Annotated in this window: 21 protein-coding genes and 1 pseudogene; 8 read left to right on the forward strand and 14 right to left on the reverse strand. The window is 73.5% G+C overall.

The genetic code is table 11. The features are described from left to right. The first annotated feature begins 24 nt into the window (after positions 1-24). Complete coding sequence (locus BLT36_RS03540) at positions 25-1,146, forward strand: LacI family DNA-binding transcriptional regulator (RefSeq protein WP_092091985.1); 1,122 nt, start codon at positions 25-27, stop codon at positions 1,144-1,146. A gap of 46 nt (positions 1,147-1,192) precedes the next feature. Here the strand turns inward: BLT36_RS03540 and BLT36_RS03545 are convergent, their stop codons facing one another. The 6 genes and pseudogenes from BLT36_RS03545 to BLT36_RS03570 form a co-directional block, all read right to left on the reverse strand. After that, positions 1,193-1,726, reverse strand: a complete 534-nt coding sequence (locus tag BLT36_RS03545; protein ID WP_092091987.1) for a hypothetical protein — start codon at positions 1,724-1,726, stop codon at positions 1,193-1,195. Continuing rightward, entirely contained in the window at positions 1,723-3,051 is a 1,329-nt protein-coding gene (locus BLT36_RS03550; protein ID WP_139166347.1) for a DUF58 domain-containing protein, read from the reverse strand. The genes BLT36_RS03545 and BLT36_RS03550 overlap by 4 nt, the downstream gene beginning before the upstream one ends. After that, a complete protein-coding gene (locus BLT36_RS03555; RefSeq protein WP_092094273.1) occupies positions 3,048-4,061 on the reverse strand; it encodes an AAA family ATPase in 1,014 nt (337 codons plus the stop codon). Before BLT36_RS03555 ends, BLT36_RS03550 begins: the two co-directional genes overlap by 4 nt. A 29-nt stretch (positions 4,062-4,090) precedes the next feature. Next, the gene (locus tag BLT36_RS18280) at positions 4,091-4,570 is read right to left on the reverse strand and encodes a hypothetical protein (RefSeq protein ID WP_175529463.1); all 480 of its coding nucleotides are present in this window, start codon (positions 4,568-4,570) and stop codon (positions 4,091-4,093) included. Positions 4,571-4,581: 11 nt separating this feature from the next. Beyond that, entirely contained in the window at positions 4,582-5,316 is a 735-nt protein-coding gene (locus BLT36_RS03565) for a DUF4129 domain-containing protein (protein WP_092091992.1), read from the reverse strand. A gap of 84 nt (positions 5,317-5,400) precedes the next feature. Continuing rightward, positions 5,401-5,640 (reverse strand): annotated as a pseudogene (locus BLT36_RS03570) (MATE family efflux transporter); the annotation flags it as partial. 6 nt (positions 5,641-5,646) lie between these two features. On the opposite strand from BLT36_RS03570, the gene BLT36_RS18580 reads away from it, so the two are divergent. Next, positions 5,647-5,790: a hypothetical protein gene (locus BLT36_RS18580; protein ID WP_175529464.1), complete on the forward strand. Its 144-nt coding sequence runs from the start codon at positions 5,647-5,649 to the stop codon at positions 5,788-5,790. Positions 5,791-5,851: 61 nt separating this feature from the next. Here BLT36_RS18580 and BLT36_RS03575 read toward each other — a convergent pair whose 3' ends face one another. Then, positions 5,852-6,247, reverse strand: coding sequence for a hypothetical protein (locus tag BLT36_RS03575; RefSeq protein ID WP_254787305.1), 396 nt, complete (start codon positions 6,245-6,247; stop codon positions 5,852-5,854). A 90-nt stretch (positions 6,248-6,337) separates the two neighbouring features. Beyond that, complete coding sequence (locus tag BLT36_RS03580; RefSeq protein ID WP_092091996.1) at positions 6,338-7,672, reverse strand: MATE family efflux transporter; 1,335 nt, start codon at positions 7,670-7,672, stop codon at positions 6,338-6,340. 197 nt (positions 7,673-7,869) lie between these two features. Here BLT36_RS03580 and BLT36_RS03585 point away from each other — a divergent pair, with 197 nt between their 5' ends. Continuing rightward, entirely contained in the window at positions 7,870-8,532 is a 663-nt protein-coding gene (locus BLT36_RS03585; RefSeq protein WP_175529465.1) for a GAP family protein, read from the forward strand. A gap of 28 nt (positions 8,533-8,560) precedes the next feature. Here BLT36_RS03585 and BLT36_RS03590 read toward each other — a convergent pair whose 3' ends face one another. Next, positions 8,561-9,898, reverse strand: a complete 1,338-nt coding sequence (locus BLT36_RS03590; RefSeq protein WP_092092000.1) for a uracil-xanthine permease family protein — start codon at positions 9,896-9,898, stop codon at positions 8,561-8,563. 81 nt (positions 9,899-9,979) lie between these two features. On the opposite strand from BLT36_RS03590, the gene BLT36_RS03595 reads away from it, so the two are divergent. Together BLT36_RS03595 and BLT36_RS03600 are read left to right on the forward strand one after the other, a co-directional pair. Next, positions 9,980-11,944, forward strand: a complete 1,965-nt coding sequence (locus BLT36_RS03595) for a M13 family metallopeptidase (protein ID WP_092094275.1) — start codon at positions 9,980-9,982, stop codon at positions 11,942-11,944. After that, positions 11,944-12,900 (forward strand): serine hydrolase, encoded by a 957-nt coding sequence (locus BLT36_RS03600; RefSeq protein WP_254787306.1) that lies wholly within the window; start codon positions 11,944-11,946, stop codon positions 12,898-12,900. Before BLT36_RS03595 ends, BLT36_RS03600 begins: the two co-directional genes overlap by 1 nt. Before the next feature lie 40 nt (positions 12,901-12,940). Here BLT36_RS03600 and BLT36_RS03605 read toward each other — a convergent pair whose 3' ends face one another. Genes BLT36_RS03605 through BLT36_RS03615 form a run of 3 tightly spaced genes read right to left on the reverse strand, consistent with a single transcriptional unit; the run spans position 12,941 to position 14,920 of the window. Beyond that, positions 12,941-13,795, reverse strand: a complete 855-nt coding sequence (locus tag BLT36_RS03605; protein WP_254787308.1) for a phosphotransferase family protein — start codon at positions 13,793-13,795, stop codon at positions 12,941-12,943. Positions 13,796-13,824: 29 nt separating this feature from the next. Next, positions 13,825-14,295: a GNAT family N-acetyltransferase gene (locus tag BLT36_RS03610; RefSeq protein ID WP_254787310.1), complete on the reverse strand. Its 471-nt coding sequence runs from the start codon at positions 14,293-14,295 to the stop codon at positions 13,825-13,827. Continuing rightward, entirely contained in the window at positions 14,240-14,920 is a 681-nt protein-coding gene (locus BLT36_RS03615) for a DUF4232 domain-containing protein (protein ID WP_092092002.1), read from the reverse strand. The genes BLT36_RS03610 and BLT36_RS03615 overlap by 56 nt, the downstream gene beginning before the upstream one ends. Positions 14,921-15,026: 106 nt before the next feature. Between BLT36_RS03615 and BLT36_RS03620 the strand changes: the two genes are divergently transcribed. Beyond that, complete coding sequence (locus BLT36_RS03620) at positions 15,027-15,311, forward strand: hypothetical protein (protein WP_092092004.1); 285 nt, start codon at positions 15,027-15,029, stop codon at positions 15,309-15,311. Between the two features lie 3 nt (positions 15,312-15,314). Here the strand turns inward: BLT36_RS03620 and BLT36_RS03625 are convergent, their stop codons facing one another. Together BLT36_RS03625 and BLT36_RS03630 are read right to left on the reverse strand one after the other, a co-directional pair. Then, positions 15,315-15,746 (reverse strand): NUDIX hydrolase, encoded by a 432-nt coding sequence (locus tag BLT36_RS03625; protein ID WP_302847113.1) that lies wholly within the window; start codon positions 15,744-15,746, stop codon positions 15,315-15,317. Continuing rightward, on the reverse strand, positions 15,743-17,065 hold the full coding sequence (locus BLT36_RS03630) for a glutamyl-tRNA reductase (protein WP_092094280.1): 1,323 nt from the start codon (positions 17,063-17,065) through the stop codon (positions 15,743-15,745). The genes BLT36_RS03625 and BLT36_RS03630 overlap by 4 nt, the downstream gene beginning before the upstream one ends. Positions 17,066-17,155: 90 nt before the next feature. Here BLT36_RS03630 and hemE point away from each other — a divergent pair, with 90 nt between their 5' ends. Together hemE and BLT36_RS03640 are read left to right on the forward strand one after the other, a co-directional pair. Next, positions 17,156-18,301: a uroporphyrinogen decarboxylase gene (gene hemE / locus BLT36_RS03635; RefSeq protein WP_092092008.1), complete on the forward strand. Its 1,146-nt coding sequence runs from the start codon at positions 17,156-17,158 to the stop codon at positions 18,299-18,301. Beyond that, positions 18,298-19,692, forward strand: coding sequence for a protoporphyrinogen/coproporphyrinogen oxidase (locus BLT36_RS03640; RefSeq protein ID WP_254787314.1), 1,395 nt, complete (start codon positions 18,298-18,300; stop codon positions 19,690-19,692). The genes hemE and BLT36_RS03640 overlap by 4 nt, the downstream gene beginning before the upstream one ends. The last annotated feature ends 31 nt before the right edge of the window (positions 19,693-19,723 follow it).

A 19,723-nucleotide genomic window follows, 5' to 3' on the forward strand; every position in this document is an offset into this window, starting at 1 on the left:
GTGTTCCGGTTACGCTAACGGGCGATGGACGAACCGGCAACAGGACTCGGCGCGTCGCCTTCCCGCGGCGGCGTCACCCGTTCGTCGCGCCCGACGCTGGCCGCGGTCGCCCGTGCCGCCGGTGTCGCGCCGTCGACGGCTTCGCTCGCGTTCAGCGGGAGTGGCCCCGTGTCCGAGGACGCCAAGGCCCGCGTGCTCGCCGCCGCCGCCGAGCTCGGCTACGGCGGTCCCGATCCCCGCGCCCGGTCGCTGCGCCGAGGCCGCTCCGGCGTCATCGGTGTCGTGATGGACGAGCGCCTGAGCGATGCGTTTCGCGATCCCGTCAACGTCCTGACGCTCGACGGCATCGCCGAGGTCGCCGGTGCCGCAGGCGTGTCGCTGCTGCTCGTGCGGAGCCCGCTCGACGACGAGCAGGGTGCCGGTCCCCTCGTGGACGCCCCGATGGACGCCGTCGTGCTCGTCGGGTGCAACGTCCGGATCGACCCCGCGGTCGCCGTGCTGCGTCGTCGACAGATCCCCGTCGTCGCGATCGAGGCGGACGAGATCGAGGGCGCGGTGCCCGTGCAGCTCGACAACCGGGACGCCTCACGCCGTGCTGCGGAGTACCTGCAGGGGCTCGGGCACCGGGACGTGACCGTCGTGACGCTGCCCCTCGAGGCTGCACGCCGACGTGGGCCGATCGACGATGCCCGCCAGGCGTCCGGCATCGCCTTCACGACGCTCGAACGGCTGCGGGGTGTGCGGGAGGTCTACCCGTCCGCGGCCGCGATCGAGACCGCGGGCAGCTCGGTGGAAGAGGGACGGCTCGCCGGCGTGGCCTTGTTCGAGACCGACGGGGCGCGTCCCACGGCGGTCATCGCCCAGAGTGACCTGATCGCCGTCGGGGTGATCTCGGCCGCACTCGACGCCGGGCTCCGTGTTCCGGAGGACGTCAGCGTCGTCGGGTTCGACGGCATCACGGTGGACGACAGCCTGCTCCACCGCACTCCCATCCGGCACCTGACGACGCTCGTGCAGCCCTTCGTGCAGAAGGGGCAGGCCGCCGCACGCGCCGCCCTGGCCATGCTCGAGGGGGCGGAGCCGCAGCCGGCGTCGTTCACGTCGGAGTTGCGGGTGGGGGACACGACGGGGCCGCCGCCGGCGTAGGGGAGCTGGCCCGGCCGCGACGCGGGTGGCATCGCGACATCGCACTTCAGGATTCCGGGTCCCCGTCCTGCAACAGCGTCGGCACGAACAGGCCGAGCGCGAGTGCGAGGAGCCCGACCGCACCGGCGACCGCGAGCCAGACGCCCCCGATCGGCCCGGCACCCGCGGACGGTGCGACCACCACGAAGGCGACTGCCTGCGCACCGATCTGCACCGATGCGAACCGCAGGCCCGACGGCCGGAGCGCTCGCAGTTGCACGCGAGCCGTCCGCGGCGTCCACGCCCAGAGCAGGCTCGTGGCGAGGACGAGGTGCGTCGTCAGGAGGAGCACCGGGAGGTTCGTCCCGTTGAGCCCTGCGATGGCGAGCTGCACCACGAGCAGGGCGGCGAACGGACCGCGGGGCAGGAGCGCAGCGGCCACGGCGAGGACCGCGGCGACGACGAGCCAACCGCTCGCTCCGATGACGACGGCCGATCCGACGAGCCCCGCCGCCAGGCCGAGCGCACCGATCGTCCACGCCGGGACGGCCGCGCCGATCGACGGGGCCCCGGTCCGCTCCGCTCGCGAGCCGGCCCTCATCCGGCCCGCCGCGGGCGGCTGAGGAGCCGCAGCTGCACTGCGGGCGAGCCGTCGTCGCCCGTCTGCCAGTGGATCTGCTCGACACCGGCGGCGGCCATGTCCGCCAGCCGGTCGTCGCGTTCGAGGGCGACGAGCCGGAACGCCGTCCGCTCGTGCTTGCTCGCCCTGCGTACGTCCGGTGTCGGGAGCACGTCCACCGCGACGACCCGGTGCCCGGTGGCCGCCCACGTCATCGCCATCGTCGCGGCCTGGTCGTCGATGAACGTGGACAGGACGACCACGAGGGACTCGGCCGGGACCAGGGGCATCCTCGCCGCCGCCGTCGCGTCGCCCGTCGGGGTCACCGTGGCGATGGTCGATCTCAGGCGTTCGAGGTGCCGCGTCCCACCGCCCGGTTCCACCGAGCGCGCGGTGCCGGACAGGGCGCGGAAGCCAACCCGGTCCCCGGCGGCGATGTACGCGGTCGCGAGGGACAGAGCGGCCTCGCGCGCGAGGTCGAGCGAGGTCGCCTCGTGCGCCCGGTGGCGGGAGATGCCCCACTCCGCGACGTCGGAGCCGAGGTCGTCGCGGCCGTCGACGACGAGGACGACGAGCGCGTCGGCGGTGGCGAAGGTGCGCCGGACGTAGAGGTCCCCGGGGCGTTCGGCACGCCGTGCGGTGCGCCGCCAGTCGATCCGCCGGAGGCGGTCCCCGGGGGTGAACAGGGCCACGTCGCGGAACTCGCCGCCGTCGCCCGGTCGGGCGGTGTCGTGCGCACCGGTGATGCCCGTCACGCGACGCGGCATCGGCAGGTGCTGCATGCGGAGGTGCGGCGGCGGGACGACCGCTTCACCGATCGGTCCCGCAGCCGGTACCGACACCGCGGTGCCGCCCCGTCCGAGGAGCGAGACGTGCGTCCGCAGGATCTCCTGGGGCCCGGAGTGCGAGACCGGCACGGTCCCGGAGAGCGACGCCGCCGTCCGGCGATCGACCACGACGACGTGCCGTCGGTCGACCGCGACGCGGAGCTCGAGGGCGACGGCCTCGGCGGAGGCCGGCAGTGCGACCTCCGTCCGGTACCCGACGCCGCGGCCCGAGTCGGACGGGGCGAGCGTCGTCCTCACCCGGACCGGTTCTCGGCCGAGGTGCCGACGGGCGCCGAAGCCGGCGGTCACGAGGGCCGGCAGCGCGACGACGGCGAGCTCCGGGCGTCCGGTGACGAGGGCGAGACCGGCGAGGAACACCCCGGCTGCGAGCCCGAACACGAGCGCCGGGTTGCGCGCCCAGACCGGTGCGCCGTCGGATCCGGGCGCCTGGCCGGCGGGAGGCGGGTCGGGAACGCTCACCGCGCCTCCAGGCCGGCACCGGACCCACCGGACGCACCCGCAGCGCCGGACGCACCGACCCCGACCACCGGCGGCCCCGGCACCTGCGCGACGATGCCGCGAACGATCCCCGCCGGGTCCACCCCGTTCGCCCATGCCTGCGGCGTCAGCGAGATCCGGTGCGCCAGCACTGCGACCGCGGTGCCCTTGACGTCCTCCGGCGTGACGAAGTCCCGCCCGTCGATGACCGCGCGTGCACGGCCCACGAGCATGAGCGCCTGCGCCCCGCGCGGCGACGCCCCGACCTGCACGTCGCGGTGGCTCCGCGTCGCGCTCGCGAGGTCGACGCAGTACAGGGCGATGTCCTCGTCGACGTGCACGCCCTCGACGCTGGCCTGCATGCGGAGCATCTCGGACGCGCTGACCACGGCGTCGACCTCCGCGACCTCGTGCCGCCGACCGATCCGGTTGAGGAGCACGCGCTGCTCGCCCTCACGGGTCGGGTAGCCGACGGCGAGCCGCACCATGAACCGGTCGAGCTGCGCCTCCGGGAGGGCGTACGTCCCCTCGTACTCGATCGGGTTCGACGTCGCGATGACGTGGAACGGTCGGGGGAGCGGGAAGCGCTCACCCTCGACCGTGACCTGCCCCTCCGCCATCGCCTCGAGCAGCGCCGACTGCGTCTTCGGTGACGTCCGGTTGATCTCGTCGGCGAGGAACATCCCGGTGAAGACGGGGCCCGGCCGGAAGACGAACTCGGCGGTCGCAGGGGCGTAGACGAACGACCCGGTGATGTCGGCGGGCAGCAGGTCCGGGGTGCACTGGAGCCGACGGAAGTCGAGCCCGCACGCGGCGGCGAGGCTCCGCGCCGCCAGGGTCTTGCCGAGCCCGGGGACGTCCTCGAAGAGCACGTGCCCGCCGGCGAGGACGCTCGCGAAGGCGAGGGCGAGCGGCTCACGCATCCCGACGACGACGTCGCCGACCGCGTCGAGGACGTCACGGGCTCGGGCGGCGACGTCGGCGATGGCCATCGGGGCCTCGTTCTGGGGCTGGGGCACGGTCACGGCTGCCTCTCGGTCGTGGTGCGGTCGGTGAGGGGTGCGAGCGACTCGACCGCGGTGAGGACGGTCCCGAACGCGGCGAGGTCGAGTTCGGGCCGCCGTTCGCTCCGCAGCACCGCGACGACGGCCGGCGGGAGGACCGCCTCGATCGCGGCGCGGTCGTCCGGGTCGTCCAGGTCAAGGCGGTGGAGCGTCCGGAGACGACGGCGAGCGACGGCACGGACGCGGGCGAGTGCCCGCTCCGGCACGCCGCCGCGGGACCGGAGGGCCCAGGCGGTCTCGGACAGGTCGCGTCGGGCGCCGGGTGCGGATCGGACGGGAGGCACGGGCCAGGCCAGCGACGGACCGTCACGGATCGCGGTCCACGTCAGTCCCACGGCGGCGACCACGCCGCCGACGGCGAGGGACAGCGGGACGCCGACGCCGAAGAACCAGACGACGCCGGACGCGATCACAGCGAGCACGAGGACGCCTGCCACGGCCCGGGGGTTCACGATCGCTCCGTCGGTGCCACGGCCCACTGCTGCTCCAGTGTCCGCAGTGCGGCACGGACCGCCTCGACGTCCTGATCGGTGGCCGGTACGCCGCCGAACCGAACCGCGAGGTAGCAGCGACGGAGGGTGCTCAGGGCGGTCTCGTCGACGTGGAGCTGCTGGAGGATGCGCGTGGTGAACTCGGTCGGGGTCTCCGCTGAACCGCGTCGGAACCCGGCGTCCTCTGCGGACTCCTGCAGTCCGAGCCACGCCGCGGTGACGGCGTCGGACGGGTCGCGGTGTTCCGCCAGCACCGCGAGCGCGCGACCGAGCCCACGGCGGATGTGCTGCAGCCCGACCTCGGCCGACGGGTCCGTGGTCACGTCCACCGCGAGTCCGGCGACGTCGATCCGTTCCGGGCTGCCACGGCGGCGTCGGCCGCGGAGGACGTACACCACCGCCAGGACGGCGAGCGCGGCGATCACGACCACCGCGACGACGAGGAGCCAGGTCGCGTCGACGTGGTGGGCGGACGGTGCCCCGAGCGGTTGCGGCGCGGTGCTGGCCGGCGCTGATGCGACCTGCTCCGGCGGCGGCGCGGTGGCCCGGGCGACGGTCGGGGACCACCGGGCGCCGGTCAGGACGGGATGTGCCCCGAGGGCCGCCGCGGCGACGACGAGACCGCCGAGGGCGAAGGCGATGACGGGGACGAACGGGAAGCCGCCGCGTTGCGGACCGTCGTCGTGCGCCATGCCGTCACGCTACCCCGGGTGCGGACCGCGGGTCCCGGCGCTCGCTGCCTTCCGCCACGGCGGCTGCCGCCCACGACCATCCCCTCACCGCGCCAACGCCTGTTCCACCCAGCCGCGCCGGTGCGCGCGCACCCCGAGCGTCACCGCCCGGACCCCGATGTACCCGAGCGCGAACGCCGCCCACAGCCCGGCGAGCGTGCTGCCGGCCAACCAGAGCAGCGGCAGGTACACGACGAGGTTCACGCCTCCGGCGATCGCCAGGTACCGCGCGTCCCCGGCGCCGATCAGCACTCCGTCGAGCACGAACACGTACCCGGCGACGGGCATCTCGTGCAGAAGGGGCAGGCCGCCGCCCGCGCTGCCCTGGCCATGCTCGAGGGGGCGGAGCCGCAGCTGGCGTCGTTCACGTCGGAGCTGCGGATCGGCAACACGACGGGGCCGCCGCCCGCGGACGACCGCCCGGATCGAGCCTGACCGTTCGGGCGACTCCCGGCGTCAAGCGGTGACGGTTGCCCGCTGGACAGTGCGACCGGTGCTACTCGTTGGCGGTGATGGTGTAGGTCACGGAGATGCCCGGCGTGCTGATGTAGACCGTGTACTCGTCACTGCTGAAGAGCGCACGGTTCTTGCTGGCGCTGGCGCTGGCGCTCTGCGTGAACCCCTTGGCGGTGAGTGCGGCCCGCGCGTCAGCGAAGCCCGTCTTCGAAGTCGGATCGATGGTGACGGACCAGCCGTTGACCTCGTCTCCACCGGCGACCGCGACGGTTCCGGGGATGAGCGGGACGTCGCTCTTCGGGAAGTCTGCGGGCAGCGGCTCGGACTTCGGCGAGGACGTGGCCGTGGGGGTGGCGGTGTCGTTCGATCCCTGTGCAGTGGCGCAAGCGGCGAGGGAACCGATGGTGAGGGCAGCGACGAGGATGGCCGGAACCACGGACGAGCGTGTAGACAATGTTTCTCCTGTTGCATTTGCAGCGTTTGTAGCCCACCGAGGCTATCTCGTCCGCGTCCCGACACCGGTACCTCAGCGGCTCAACGCCGCCTCCACCCACCCCCGCCGGTGCGCGCGCACCCCGAGCGTCACCGCCCGGACCCCGATGTACCCGAGCGCGAACGCCGCCCACAGCCCGGCGAGTGTGCCGCCCGCCCACCACAGCAGCGGCAGGTACACGACGAGGTTCACGCCTCCGGCGATGGCCAGGTACCGCGCGTCCCCGGCGCCGATCAGGACCCCGTCGAGCACGAACACGTACCCGGCGACGGGCATCCCGACCGCGACGAGCACCAGCACGACGGGCAGGGCGTCGCGCACCGCCTGCGAGTCGGAGAAGACCGGCCCGAGCACCCCGCTGGCCGCCAGCGTCAGCAGGCCGAGGAGCACACCACCGGCGATCCCGAGCAGCACGAGCCGCCGCGTGACCAACCGCACCCGCGATGCATCCCGTGCCCCGAGCCCGTGCCCGACGAGCGCCTGCCCGGCGATCGCGAGGGCGTCGAGCGCGAACGCCAGGGTGGAGAACACCGTCAGCCCGACCTGCGTCGTCGCCAGCCCGGTGGTCCCCAGCCCGGCGGCCGCCGCTACGGTCGCGAGCATCGCCACGCGCAGTGACGCGGTCCGGAGGAACAGCCAGGCGCCGGATCGCAGGGCCCGTGCGACGCCCGAGGCGCCGGGTCGCAGCGGCGCTCCCGACGACCGGGCTGCACGGATCGCGATGCGCACGTAGACGACGGCCATCGCCCACTGCACGATGACGGTGCCCGCGGCGGAGCCCTCGACGCCCCAGCCGGCGCCGTAGATGAGGACGGCGTTGAGGAGCCCGTTCGCGACGAACCCGACGGTCGCGACGACGAGCGGGGTCCTCGTGTCCTGCAGCCCGCGCAGCAGTCCGGTCGACGCGGTCACGACGAGGATCCCGGGGAGTCCGATGAGCGACAGCGTCAGGTAGGCGGTCGCCGCCGCCGACACCTCGGGAGCAGCGCCGAACAGGGACACGAGCGGTCCGGCGAGCGGCCACCCGACGAGCGCGAGGACCACACCCAGCACCAGCGCGAGCCACATGCCGTCGATGCCCGCGTGCACGGCTCCGCGACGGTCGCCACCGCCGAGCGCGCGCGCCACGGCCGGGGTCGTCGAGTACGCCAGGAACACGAGCAGTCCGGTCACGGTCTGCAGCACGACGCTCGCGAGTCCGACGGCGGCGAGGGGTGTCGCCCCGAGGTGGCCGACGAGCGCGGTGTCGGTGAGCAGGAACAGCGGCTCGACCACGAGCGCCCCGAGCGCGGGCACCGCCAATCGCACGATGTCGCGGTCGACCGCGCGCCGTTGGGCGGTCGCAGCGTGTCGCGTCGGTCGGTGCACCGACCCATTCTGGCGGCGATGCCGACACGACGTGGCCGGCCGACGGGGTGGGCGTCACCCGTGACGGACTGGAGGCCCGTGGCGGCGCCGCCACGGGCCTCCAGGCCGTCGCTCCCCACGTCGTCGGGCGGCTGGCTGCGTCCGGCTGCGGACCACGGGGGTCGGCACGGGAGCTCGCCCGGGAATACGATCCTGCCGTGGACGTCCTCGCGCTGGTCCCCGGAGCGGTCGGGATCGCGCTCAGCCCGCTGCCGATCGCGTCGGTGGTGTTCCTGCTCGGCCACCGGCGCGGCTCCGCATCGGCGTTGGCGTGCGCGCTCGGATGGATCGCCGCGGTCGCCGTCGCGCTCGTGGCGTCGGTGCTCGTGGGCGAGTCGCTGCCTTCGCAGGCGGTCGCGGGGTCGCGGGTGCAGGCCGTGATCGCGCTGTGCGCGGCCGTGCTGCTCGCCGGACTCGCCGTGTGGCAGTGGCTGCGGCGGCGATTGCCGGACGGGTCGCCGGCGAGCTCGAGGTGGGCGGACGCCATGGAGGCCATCGGACCAGGCCGGGCGTTCGGGCTCGGCGCGCTCCTGTTCCTCAGCCCGAAGTCACTCGTGCTGGCGCTGGCCGCCGGACTGGCGTTCGGCGATGCGGATCCGAGCGCTCCGGAGACCGTGCTGGTGGCGGTCCTGTTCGTGGCCGTGTCCGGGGCCGCGGTCCTGCTGCCGGTCGTGCTGGCGGTGACGATGCGGTCCGGCGCGCAGCGGGTGCTCGCCGCCGTGCGCGACTGGATCGCCCGGTGGGGGTCGATCTCGCTCGTCGTCCTGCTCGTCGTGCTGGCGGTGGTGCAGCTGGTGATCGGGCTGGTCGGGTTGCGCTGACCCGCCCTCGGACGGTCCCGCGCCCTCGTCAGTCCGCGCGCGGTTCCGCGGGGACGGCTCCGGTGGCGGCGTGGGCCGGGTCGGGGACCTCGGTCGAGGGTTCGTCGGTCCCGCGAGCCCGGCCGATGACGTCCATCAGGTGGAAGACGACGATCGCGGCGACCGTGCCGACGATGATGCCGCCGAAGCTGGCCCCACCGAACGAGAACGTGAAGTCCGCGATGCCCATGATGAGCGCGATGCCGGCGGTGAGCTGGTTCTTCGGCTTCGAGAAGTCGACCCGGTTCTCGACCCAGATGCGGATGCCGATGACGCCGATCAGGCCGTAGAGCGCGGTGGTGGCACCGCCGAGGACCCCCGGCGGCACCGACGAGATGACCGCGCCGATCTTCGGGGACATCCCGAGCAGGACGGCGACGATCGCCGCGACCCAGTACGCGGCGGTCGAGAACACGCGGGTCGCCGCCATCACACCGATGTTCTCGCCGTACGTGGTCGTCGCGGACCCGCCACCGACGCCCGCGAGCACCGTCGAGATGCCGTCCGCGAAGAGCGCCCGTCCGGTGAGCGGGGTGAGGTCGCGGCCGGTGAGCTGACCGACGCCCTTCACGTGGCCGACGTTCTCGGCGACGAGTGCGAGGACGACCGGCACGAAGCCGAGGTAGATCGCGAGCTGGCCGGGATCGAACGCCGGGGCGGTGAACGTCGGCAGGCCGATCCACGGCGCCTTCGTGGCCGCGTCGAACGAGACCTCGCCGGCGACGAGGGCGGCGACGTACCCGATGACGACACCGATCACGATGGACAGGCGTCCGAGCAGGCCCTTGAAGAGGACCGTCACCAGGATGATCGCGGCGAGGGTGATGACCGCGATGACCGGTGCCTTCGTGAAGTTGTCGCGGGCGGCTGGGGCGAGGTTGAAGCCGATGAGGGCCACGATCGCGCCGGAGACCACCGGCGGCATCAGGCGGTCGATCCAGCCGGCACCAGCCAGGTGCACGACGAGCCCGACGATCGCGAGCAGCGCACCGACGACGATGATGCCGGAGAGCGCGAGCGGGATGCCGCCGATCTTCGTCGCGGCGCCGATCGGTGCGATGAACGCGAACGACGACCCGAGGTAGCTCGGCAGCCGGTTGCCGGTGATGAGCAGGAACAGGATCGTGCCGATGCCGCTGAAGACCAGTGTCGTCGACGGCGGGAACCCGGTGAGGAGCGGGACGAGGAACGTCGCCCCGAACATCGCCACCACGTGCTGCACGCCCAGGCCGATCGTGCGGGGCCAGGTGAGGCGTTCGTCCGGTGCCACGATCGTCGTCGCCGAGACGGTCTTGCCGTCTCCGTGCAGCTTCCACGGGAGTCCCATGCGACGACCGTACCGGCAGCCGTCCACAGGTGACGACGCGGATCGACCTGCCCCATGGCGACGGTGGCTATCGTGGACCGCATGACCGACGTCGCAAGCACCTCCGGGATCCACACCGACGAGCTGGACGCCACGGTCCGCCCGCAGGACGACCTGTACCGCCACGTGAACGGCTCGTGGATCGACGCCACACCGATCCCCGACGACAAGGCGCGGTACGGCTCGTTCACGGTGCTGGCCGAGGAAGCCGAGATCGCCGTCCGGGACATCATCGAGCGCTCCCAGCAGGCTGCGCCCGGCACCGAGGAGCGCAAGGTCGGTGACCTCTTCACCTCCTTCACCGACGAAGAACGGCTCGAGGCGCTCGGCACCGCGCCGATCGAACCCCTCCTCGCCGAGGTCGCGGCGATCGACTCCGTCGACGACGTCGTGCGGATGGTCGGCCGCTTCGAGCGGATCGGGCTGCCCAGCTTCCTGCAGCTCTTCGTCGACAACGACCCGGGCGCCCCGGAGTCCTACGTCGTCTTCCTCGAGCAGTCCGGACTCGGTCTGCCCGACGAGTCGTACTACCGCGAGGAGCGCTTCGCCGACATCCGGACGAAGTACCGCGAGTTCGTCGCCGCGATGTTCCCCCTCGCCGGGTTCGTCGACGGTGGGGAGCGCACCGACAACGTGATCGCGCTCGAGACCGCACTGGCGTCGAAGCACTGGGACAACGTCACCACGCGCGACAGCCAGAAGACCTACAACAAGCTGCCCTGGGCCGAGGTCGCGGCGCTCGCCGGGGACGTCGACCTGCAGCAGTGGTGGCAGGCCATCGACGCTCCGGCCGGGGCGTTCGAGACGGTCGTCGTCCGCGAGCCCTCGTTCGTCACGGGCCTCGCCGAACTCCTCCGTGGTGAGCCGCTGGAGATGTGGAAGGACTGGCTGCGCTGGCAGGTCATCCGCGGTTCGGCCGCCTACCTGACGAGCGCCTTCTCCGCGACCAACTTCTCCTTCTACGGCACCGCGCTCACGGGTGCACCGAAGCAGCGGGAGCGCTGGAAGCGCGGCGTCTCCCTGGTGGAGGGCGCGATGGGCGAAGCCGTCGGCCGCATCTACGTGCAGGAGCACTTCGACGAGACGTCGAAGGCGACGATGGACGTCCTCGTCGCGAACCTGGTCGAGGCGTACCGGCAGAGCATCTCGGCGCTCGACTGGATGACCGACGAGACCCGTGCGCGCGCGCTCGACAAGCTCGACAAGTTCACGCCGAAGATCGGCTACCCGGTGAAGTGGCGGGACTACTCGGCACTCCCGGTGACGGCCGACGACCTCATCGGCAACGTCCGCGCGGTGGCGTCGTTCCAGGTCGACCGCGAGCTCGGGAAGATCGGGAAGCCGATCGACCGCGACGAGTGGTTCATGACGCCCCAGACGATCAACGCGTACTACAACCCCGGCTTCAACGAGATCGTGTTCCCGGCGGCGATCCTGCAGTTCCCGTTCTTCGAGGCCGGCCGTGACGCCGCCGCGAACTACGGGGCGATCGGTGCCGTCATCGGCCACGAGATCGGGCACGGCTTCGACGACCAGGGTTCGCAGTACGACGGTGACGGGCGTCTCGAGAACTGGTGGACCGAGGCCGACCGCACGGCGTTCGAGGAGCGCACCAAGGCCCTCATCGCGCAGTACGACGCCCTCGTGCCGACCGAGGTCCCGGACGGCCACGTCAACGGTGCCCTGACGATCGGCGAGAACATCGGCGACCTCGGCGGACTGTCGATCGCGTGGAAGGCGTACCTGCTGTCCCTCGACGGTCAGGAGCCCCCCGTGGTCGAGGGGCTCACCGGCGCCGAGCGGTTCTTCCTGAGCTGGGCACAGGCCTGGCGGATGGCGATCCGTCCGGAGGAGGCAGCCCGTCTGCTCAGCATCGACCCGCACTCGCCCAACGAGTTCCGCTGCAACCAGGTCGTCCGCAACATCGACGTCTGGTACGACACCTTCGGCGTGACCGAGGGGGACGCGATGTTCCTCGACCCGGCCGAGCGCGTCTCGATCTGGTGATGACCGAGCCGGACGCGGCTCCGTCGTCGGAGCCGGGAGCGGCTCGACGGTCGCGTCGACGACAGCACGCCGTGGGTGCGGACGGTCGCACCCGCGGTCGGCACCGCGGCGGTGCCGACGAGCGGTTCGGGGCGACCCTGGAGGCACTGGGCACGTTGGCGAGGGACGGTGCGGGGGTCAGCGCCTCCGTCATCGACACCTCGACCGGCAAGGCGCTGCTGGCCGTCGACGACACCCTCGTGCAGCCGGTGGCGAGTCTCGGCCGGGTGCTGCTGCTCGTCGAGGTCGCCGCGCGTCTCGAGGACGGCGGGCTCCACGGCGACCGACTGCAGCGGATGGCGCGCGACACCGCGACGGGTGCGGGGCTGTGGCAGTTCCTGCAGGAGCCGACGATGCAGGTGCCGGACCTCGCGACCCTGGTGGGTGCGACGGCCGACGCCTGGGCGATGAACGCCCTGCTGTCCACCGTCGGGATCGACGCTGTGCGCGAGCGTGCCGAGTCGCTCGGCATCGAGCGGACCGCGCTCATCGACCGGGTGCGGGACCGCCGCGGGCCGGACGACGCCCCGGACGCCTCGGTCGCGCCGACCGGTGAGCTCGCCTGGCTGATGCGTGGGCTCGCGCTCGGCGAGGTCGTCGACGAAGCGGTCTCGAACCGGGTGCTCGGCTGGCTGTCGCTCGCGAGTGACCTCAGTCTCGTCGCGGGGTCGTTCGGCCTCGATCCGCTGGCGCACCGTGCGCTCGACCACGGGCTGCAGGCGGTCGCGGTGACCGGAGCGGGCACGGGGGTCCGGGCCGAGGCGGGGATCCTCCGCGGGCCGTCGTCGTCGGTCAGCTACGCGGTGACGGTCACCTTCGACGACGCTTCGCTGCAGCGGCGACTGTCGGTGGTGGAGGCGCTGCGGGCGATGGGCACCGAGGTGCTCGAGGCCGTGCACGCACCACCGCACCGCTGACCGGCTGGCGTGCGTCGCCCGGTGGGCGGCGGCCGGGCGCTCAGCTCCCGACGCGGCTTCCGATCAGGGACGCGACCCAGGCGTCGAAGCGCTGCCGGAGCACCCGCCCGGTGACCTCCGGCCGCCCGATGCCGGCGTAGTTCGGCGCCCAGGTCTCGACGTACGTGTCGGCCCGTGCGGCTGCCACCACGTCCCACGCGTGCACGTCGCGGACCCGCCGACCGGCCGTCGCCTCGTACGCCGCCAGGAACCGGTCGGCCGCAGCCGGGGAGCCGAGCAGCACGAGGTCCTGCCGGCACCAGGCGAGGTCGACTCCGCGCGGCGCCGAGAGCGCCCCGGACCAGTCGACGACCCCGGTCAGCCGATCGCCCGCCCACACGGTGTTGCCGCTCCAGAAGTCGCCGTGCGTGAGCACCCGGTCGAGGTCGGCCTCCTGCCAGGCCTCGTGCGCCGCCGCCGCGAGCCGGCCCGCTCGCTGGGTCGGCTGGCGGACCTCGTCGGGCAGGCCGACCGGGTCCAGCCCGTGGACCGCGGCGAGGGCGACGCCGAGCTGCTCCCCGATCACCACAGGGTCGAGCGTCGGGGCGGGCGGTCCTCCGGGTACGGCCTCGGTGACGATGACGGGGTGTCCGTCCGCTTCACCGTGCGCCGACAGCCGGGGCACCAGGGAGCCCAGCGGGCCGAGGCGACCCAGCACCTCGCGCTCGCGGTCGACGGCGTCGTCCCCGCGGGGGAACATCCGCACGACGACCCGTTCGTCTCCGTCGACGGCCATCAGCGTGCGTGCGTGCTGGCCGCCGGTCAGCGCACGGTCGAGCGTCAGCGGTCGTCCGAGCAGCCGGGCGGCCGCATCCACGAGTGCCGGTGACGACGGGGCCGAGGTGGTCTGGGACACGGCGACGAGCGTACTGTCCCGCGGCGGACTCAGCGCAGCCGCACGAACGAGCGCAGTGGGGCCGGCTCGACGTCGTGCGCCTCGACGAACCCGCGGGACTCGTAGAACGCCCGCTGCCCCGGTTCCGCGTCGGTGGTGAGGACCGTCTGCCGGACGCCCGCGTACCGCTCGAGCACGGCGTCGAGGAGCCGTCCGCCCACGCCGGAGCGCTGGTGTGTCGGGACGACGAGGAGGTCCTGCACGTACACGATCGTGATCCCGTCCGAGACGGTCCGGACGAGCCCGATGAGCGCACCGGCGGTGTCCCGGGCCGTCAGGACGAGGTGCGACGCTGCGACGGCCGCGACGAGGTCGTCCGGCTGCTGCGTGTAGGCGCTCCACCCACCGCGTCGTAGAGCGCCAGGAGCTCGGCGGCGTCGGGGTGTCCGGGCCGGATCAGGACGGTCACTCCGTCGCTTGCCCCTCCGGCACCAGCGCCTGGACCGAGAGCACCTGCGCACTCGACACGCTGCACGCGGTGAGGCCCGTGTCGCGCACGAACAGCGAGGCCTTCGAGCCCGGCGGGTAGACGCGGAACCCGTCGGCTGCCTTCGGTCCGCAATCGGCCGCGGCGAAGTTGCTCGCGGTGACGATCTGCAGCGGGGCCACCGCGGTGTCGCCGGCCCGCAGGGTCACGGTCGGGTGCGGAGCGGACTTCTCCTGCCGCGCTGCGGCACCGATCTGGGCGCCGTCGCCACCGCCGACGAAGGAGACGCCGGGCCACCCCTGCAGCGTGCACGTCGTCGCGCCGGTGTTGCGGAGCGCGAGGTGCACGATCTGACTGCCGGCCGCCCCGCCACTGCCGGGCTCGATCGAGCCGGTCAGGTCGTCTGCGGCGCAGCGCGCCGGTCCGCCCGCCGAGCCGCCGGTGCCGGTGCCGCCCGCGACCGACGATGCGGAGCTGGACGGATCCGCAGGCGACGACGCCGCGGAACCCGACGACGACGTGGTCGGAGCGGGTGTGGCGGTCACGGTCTCGGTCGCCGTCGGGGTGCTGGTCCCGCCCGACGAGCACCCGGTCAGCACGGTGGCAGCCGCGGCTCCCACCAACGACACCAGGATCAGGGATCGGTTGCTGCGTTGCATGACACAACGCAATCACCCCGGGACGCGCAGAGGTTCGGTTCGCGCTCAGGCACCGGGAGCACACTCGCGGGGGACGAGCCAGGTACACGAGCGACGGAGGTCGGACATGGCAGGCAAGCACGAACAGGCACGCGGCGACGAGGGTCGGGCCGACGGTGTCGAGCCGCGCGCCGGAGCCTTCACGGACAGCGAGATCCCGGGGGAACCGCCCGTGACGACGAACGAGCCCGCGGGTGAGTTCGTCTCGAGCGACATCCCCGGTGAAGCGCGGCCCCAGGGCGCCGGCGACGGCAAGGCCGAGGGGGAGTACGTCGAGTCGGACATCCCCGGCGAGGCCGAGCCCACGTCGGACGGTGAGGTCGGCCACTACACCGACCGCGACCAGGGCTGACGCCTAGTCGATGAGCTCCGCCGCCACCAGGCGGCGGAGCGTCTCGACACCCGCGGGCGGGCACCGGTCGGCGTCTGCCGAGGTGACCCACTCGACCTCGTCCACCTCTGCCGAGGCGACGGGCGTGGCGGTGTCCAGCGCGCCTCCAGGCCGGACCAGGAACAGGGCCATAGCGACCATCGTGCCGGGCCCCTGTCCGTGCGCCAGCTCGGTCACGGTGCCGAACGCGTCGACGTCGTCGGCGGTCAGCCGCAGACCGGTCTCCTCGTACGCCTCGCGGACAGCGGCCTCGACGTCGGTCTCGTGCGGTTCCGCCTTGCCGCCGGGCAGGTAGAGGACGTCGCGCGCTCGCGCGCGCACCATCAGCACCTTCCGGTCACGCACCAGCAGCAGCGCACTGACGCGCAGGGTGCGCGGGGCGGCCGGGAGGCTCAGCTCGCGTCCGCCTGGTCGTCGCGATCGCGGGTGGACCGGTCGGGCGCGGTGCGCTCCGCGAGCGGCACGACCGGGGACGGCAGCTCCGCCTCGGGTTCGGGGCGGACGCCGAAGAGGGCGTCGAGGGCGCCGACGAACTCCTCGCCGCGTCCGGCACGGCCGAGCTCGCGGGCCCGCACGGACGGACGGTGCAGCAGGACGCCGACGAGGTGCCGGAGGGCACGTTCGGTCTGCTCGGCGGACTCGGTGTCGCCGTCGCTCCGTCGCTTCGCGCGCTCGATCTCGTCGTCGAGGATGTCGAACACGTGCTTGCGGAAGGCCACGAGCGCCGGGGTGGTGGACTGCTCGAGGGCCTGGGCGCGGAACCGGGAGACCGCGTCGTCGACCATCGCGCGGGCCTCGGACTCGGCGTTCAGCTCGGCGATCGGTGCGTGGATGCTGATGGTCTCGAGGTCGAGCAGCTCGACACCGTCGACGCCGGCGGCCGCGGGGTCGACGTTGCGGGGGAGCCCGAGGTCGATCACGATGCGCCGGACCCCGTCGTCGAGGTCGGCCGGCGCGACGACCGGGACCTCGCTGGAGGTGCAGGTGATGACGACGTCGCTCGCGGCGATCGCGTGCCGGAGGTCGTGCGCGGCGACGAGGTCGTGCTTCGCCGCGAACCAGGCGGCGCGGCCGGAGGGGGAGAAGACCTGGATGGTGGTGGCGCCGCGGTCGCGCAGGGCAGCGATCGTGGTGGCCGCGTAGCTGCCGGTGCCGACGAGCAGCACGCGGGCGCGGCCCCAGTCGGTGACGCGGGACGACGCGAGCTCGAGGCCGAGGCGGACCAGCGACCGGCCGGCGGCGCCGATGCGGGTCCGGGTCTTGACGCCGCGGGAGGTGTGCGCGGCCTCTTGGAAGAGGCGCTCGAGGTCGGAGGTGGTGGTGCCGTTGGAGCGGGCGTCCTCGAGCGAGCGACGAACCTGCCCGGAGATCTCGGTCTCGCCGACGACGACGGACTCGAGGCCGCTCGACACGGCGAAGAGGTGCTGCACGACGTCCTTGCCGCCGAGCACGTTGACCGAATCGAGGACCTCGGCGGGGTCGAGGTCGCTCGCGGCGGCGACGGCATCGACGGTGGCCGAGACGGCGGAGTCGCGGTCGTCGCCCGCGATGTCGAGGTAGGCCTCGAAGCGGTTGCACGTGGCGAGGACGACGGCCCCGTCCAGCACGTCGGAGTCCGTCACGAGACGGCTCGCGGCGGTCGGTGCGCCGATGCTCAGTCGCTCCAGGAGGTCGAAGCTGGCGTTGCGGTGCGACGCCGTGAGACAGATGAGCACGTCGTCCATGGTAACTCGCATCGGCTCCGGCTCCCGTGCGCATCCTGCGTGCACGGGATACGTCCCGTTCGCCGATGGGAGAATCGTCCGGTGACCGACGCACCGACCACCGCTCTGCCCGCCTCGCACCCGCTCAGCACCGGGCGCACGTCGGGCTCGCCGCTCGTCCGGGCGCTCCGCGGCGACCGCCCCGAGACCCTGCCGGTGTGGTTCATGCGGCAGGCCGGGCGCTCGCTCCCCGAGTACCGCGAACTCCGGGTCGGCACGGCCATGCTCGACGCCTGCCTCGACCCCGCGATGGCCTCGGAGATCACCCTGCAGCCGGTGCGCCGGCACGGGGTCGACGCGGGCATCTTCTTCAGCGACATCGTCGTGCCGATCAAGCTCGCGGGCGTCGACGTCGAGATCGTCCCCGGTCGCGGGCCGGTCCTGGGGTCCCCGATCCGCTCGGCTCGGGACGTCGACGCGCTCGAACCGCTCGACCCGGCGGCGCTCGCCCCGATCTCCGAGGCCGTGGCACGCACGGTCGAGCAGCTCGGCGACACCCCGCTCATCGGGTTCGCCGGTGCGCCGTTCACCCTCGCCGCCTACCTGGTCGAGGGTGGCCCGTCGAAGGACCACATCCGCGCGCGCACGCTGATGCACTCCGAGCCGGAGACCTGGTCGCGCCTGCTCGCCTGGGCGGCGGACGTGTCGGGGGCCTTCCTCCGGGCGCAGGTCCTCGCCGGGGCCTCGGCCGCGCAGCTCTTCGACTCGTGGGTCGGTTCGCTCTCCCGCGCCGACTACCTCGCGTCCGTCGCACCGCACTCGGCTGCGGCGCTCGCGCACATCGCCGACCTCGGCGTCCCGCGCATCCACTTCGGGGTGGGCAGCGGCGAGGTCCTTCGCGAGATGACGACCCTCGGCACGGACACCGTCGGCGTCGACGCCGTCGGGGTCGACTGGCGACTGCCCCTCGACGAGGCGGTCGCCCGGGTCGGCACCGGTGTCACCGTGCAGGGCAACATCGACCCTGCGATGCTGTCCGCCCCGTGGTCCGTACTCGAGGCGCACGTCCGCGACGTCGTCCGTCGTGGTGGCGCGGCCCGGGCGCACGTCGTGAACCTCGGGCACGGGGTGCCGCCGGAGACCGACCCCGCCGTGCTCACCCGGATCGTCGCGCTCGTCCACGAGCTCGGCGACGGCACGGCCGTGGACGCCCCCGAGGCGGGCGGGACGACCGGAGCCGCAGCGTGACCGACGTCGTCGTGGTCGGCGGCGGGGTCGCCGGACTCGTCGCCGCGCGGGACCTCGCCAAGAACGGCGCGCACGTGGTCCTGGTCGAGGGCTCCGGCGTGCTCGGTGGGATGGTCCGTCGGCACACCGTGGCCGGGCTCGACCTGGACATGGCGGCGGACTCCTTCGCGACCCGCAACGACGCGGTCGGCCGACTCGCCGTCGAACTCGGCCTTGGCAACGAGATCACCACGCCGGATCCGCGCGGCGCGTGGCTGATGACGCGCCACGGCGACACCCACCCGATCCCGCAGACCGGGCTGCTCGGCATCCCCGGCACCCCGATGGCGGCCGACGTCCTGGCGGTCGTCGGGCAGCGGGCAGCGCTCCGTGCGCAGATGGACTCCCTGCTGCCGTCCCCCGTGGGCGCGAAGGCCCCGTCGCTCGGCGAACTCGTCCGGAAGCGGATGGGGGAGCGGGTCCTCGACGACCTGGTCGTCCCGATCGTCGCCGGCGTGCACTCGACGCACCCGGACCACCTCGACCCGGACCGCGTGGCGCCCGGGCTCCGCGCGGCGCTCCTCCGCGAGGGCTCACTCGCCCGGGCCGTCCTAGCCCTGCGCGCCCGTGCCACCGCCGGCTCCGCCGTGCAGGGGATCCGCGGCGGCATCGTCCGGCTCGTGGACGAGCTCGTCGCCGACATGGAGACCTACCGGGTCGACGTCCGACTGCACACCCGGGCGACCACGATCGAGCAGCACGCGGTCGAGGTGGTGACGGCCGACGGCGGGACCGAACGCCTGGTCGCGGAGCACGTCCTCGCCTCGACACCGGACCCGGCCCGCACGACCCCGGCCGAGCGGACGGGCATCGAGCTCGTGACCCTCGTCGTCGACCAGCCGGAGCTCGACGCCGCGCCGCGGGGCACGGGGATGCTCGTGCACCCGGACGCCCACGGGGTCGCCGCGAAGGCGATCACGCACGCGACCGTGAAGTGGCCGTGGCTGGCGGAGACCGCCGCCGGGAAGCACGTCCTCCGGCTGAGCTACGCGACCACACCGAACGCGACCGCAGCCGGGGAGGTGACCGCAGCCGGCGACGCGCCCGCAGCCGGCGACGCGACCGCAGCCGGTGACGCGACCGGCGGGGCGGCCGTGGCCACGAGCCTCCAGGTCGATCCGCAGGACGCCGTCGGGACCCGCGCCACCCGCGACGCGACCGCCCTGCTGGGCGTCACGATCGACCCCGGCGCCGTCGTCGGTGCCGCACGGGTGCACTGGAACGGCCCGGACCGCACCGCGGCGGGCCTCGCCGAGGGCGTCGTCGGCATTGGCGAGGCCTCGACGGGCCGAGGGCTCGCCGGGATCGTCGCGTCCGCCCGGACCGCCGCTGGACGCATCCTGGATTCCTGAGCGGACCGCACCCCGGTGGAGGGCTACTGTT

This window comes from Curtobacterium sp. UNCCL20, from assembly GCF_900101675.1.
Lineage (GTDB): Bacteria > Actinomycetota > Actinomycetes > Actinomycetales > Microbacteriaceae > Curtobacterium.

Bases quoted from the DNA above. Each gene is read 5' to 3' on its own strand.
- BLT36_RS03540 (WP_092091985.1), top strand. From the start codon at position 25: ATGGACGAACCGGCAACAGGACTCGGCGCGTCGCCTTCCCGCGGCGGC.
- BLT36_RS03545 (WP_092091987.1), bottom strand. From the start codon at position 1,726: ATGAGGGCCGGCTCGCGAGCGGAGCGGACCGGGGCCCCGTCGATCGGC.
- BLT36_RS03555 (WP_092094273.1), bottom strand. From the start codon at position 4,061: ATGGCCATCGCCGACGTCGCCGCCCGAGCCCGTGACGTCCTCGACGCG.
- BLT36_RS03565 (WP_092091992.1), bottom strand. From the start codon at position 5,316: ATGGCGCACGACGACGGTCCGCAACGCGGCGGCTTCCCGTTCGTCCCC.
- BLT36_RS03590 (WP_092092000.1), bottom strand. From the start codon at position 9,898: ATGGGACTCCCGTGGAAGCTGCACGGAGACGGCAAGACCGTCTCGGCG.
- BLT36_RS03595 (WP_092094275.1), top strand. From the start codon at position 9,980: ATGACCGACGTCGCAAGCACCTCCGGGATCCACACCGACGAGCTGGAC.
- BLT36_RS03600 (WP_254787306.1), top strand. From the start codon at position 11,944: ATGACCGAGCCGGACGCGGCTCCGTCGTCGGAGCCGGGAGCGGCTCGA.
- BLT36_RS03615 (WP_092092002.1), bottom strand. From the start codon at position 14,920: ATGCAACGCAGCAACCGATCCCTGATCCTGGTGTCGTTGGTGGGAGCC.
- BLT36_RS03620 (WP_092092004.1), top strand. From the start codon at position 15,027: ATGGCAGGCAAGCACGAACAGGCACGCGGCGACGAGGGTCGGGCCGAC.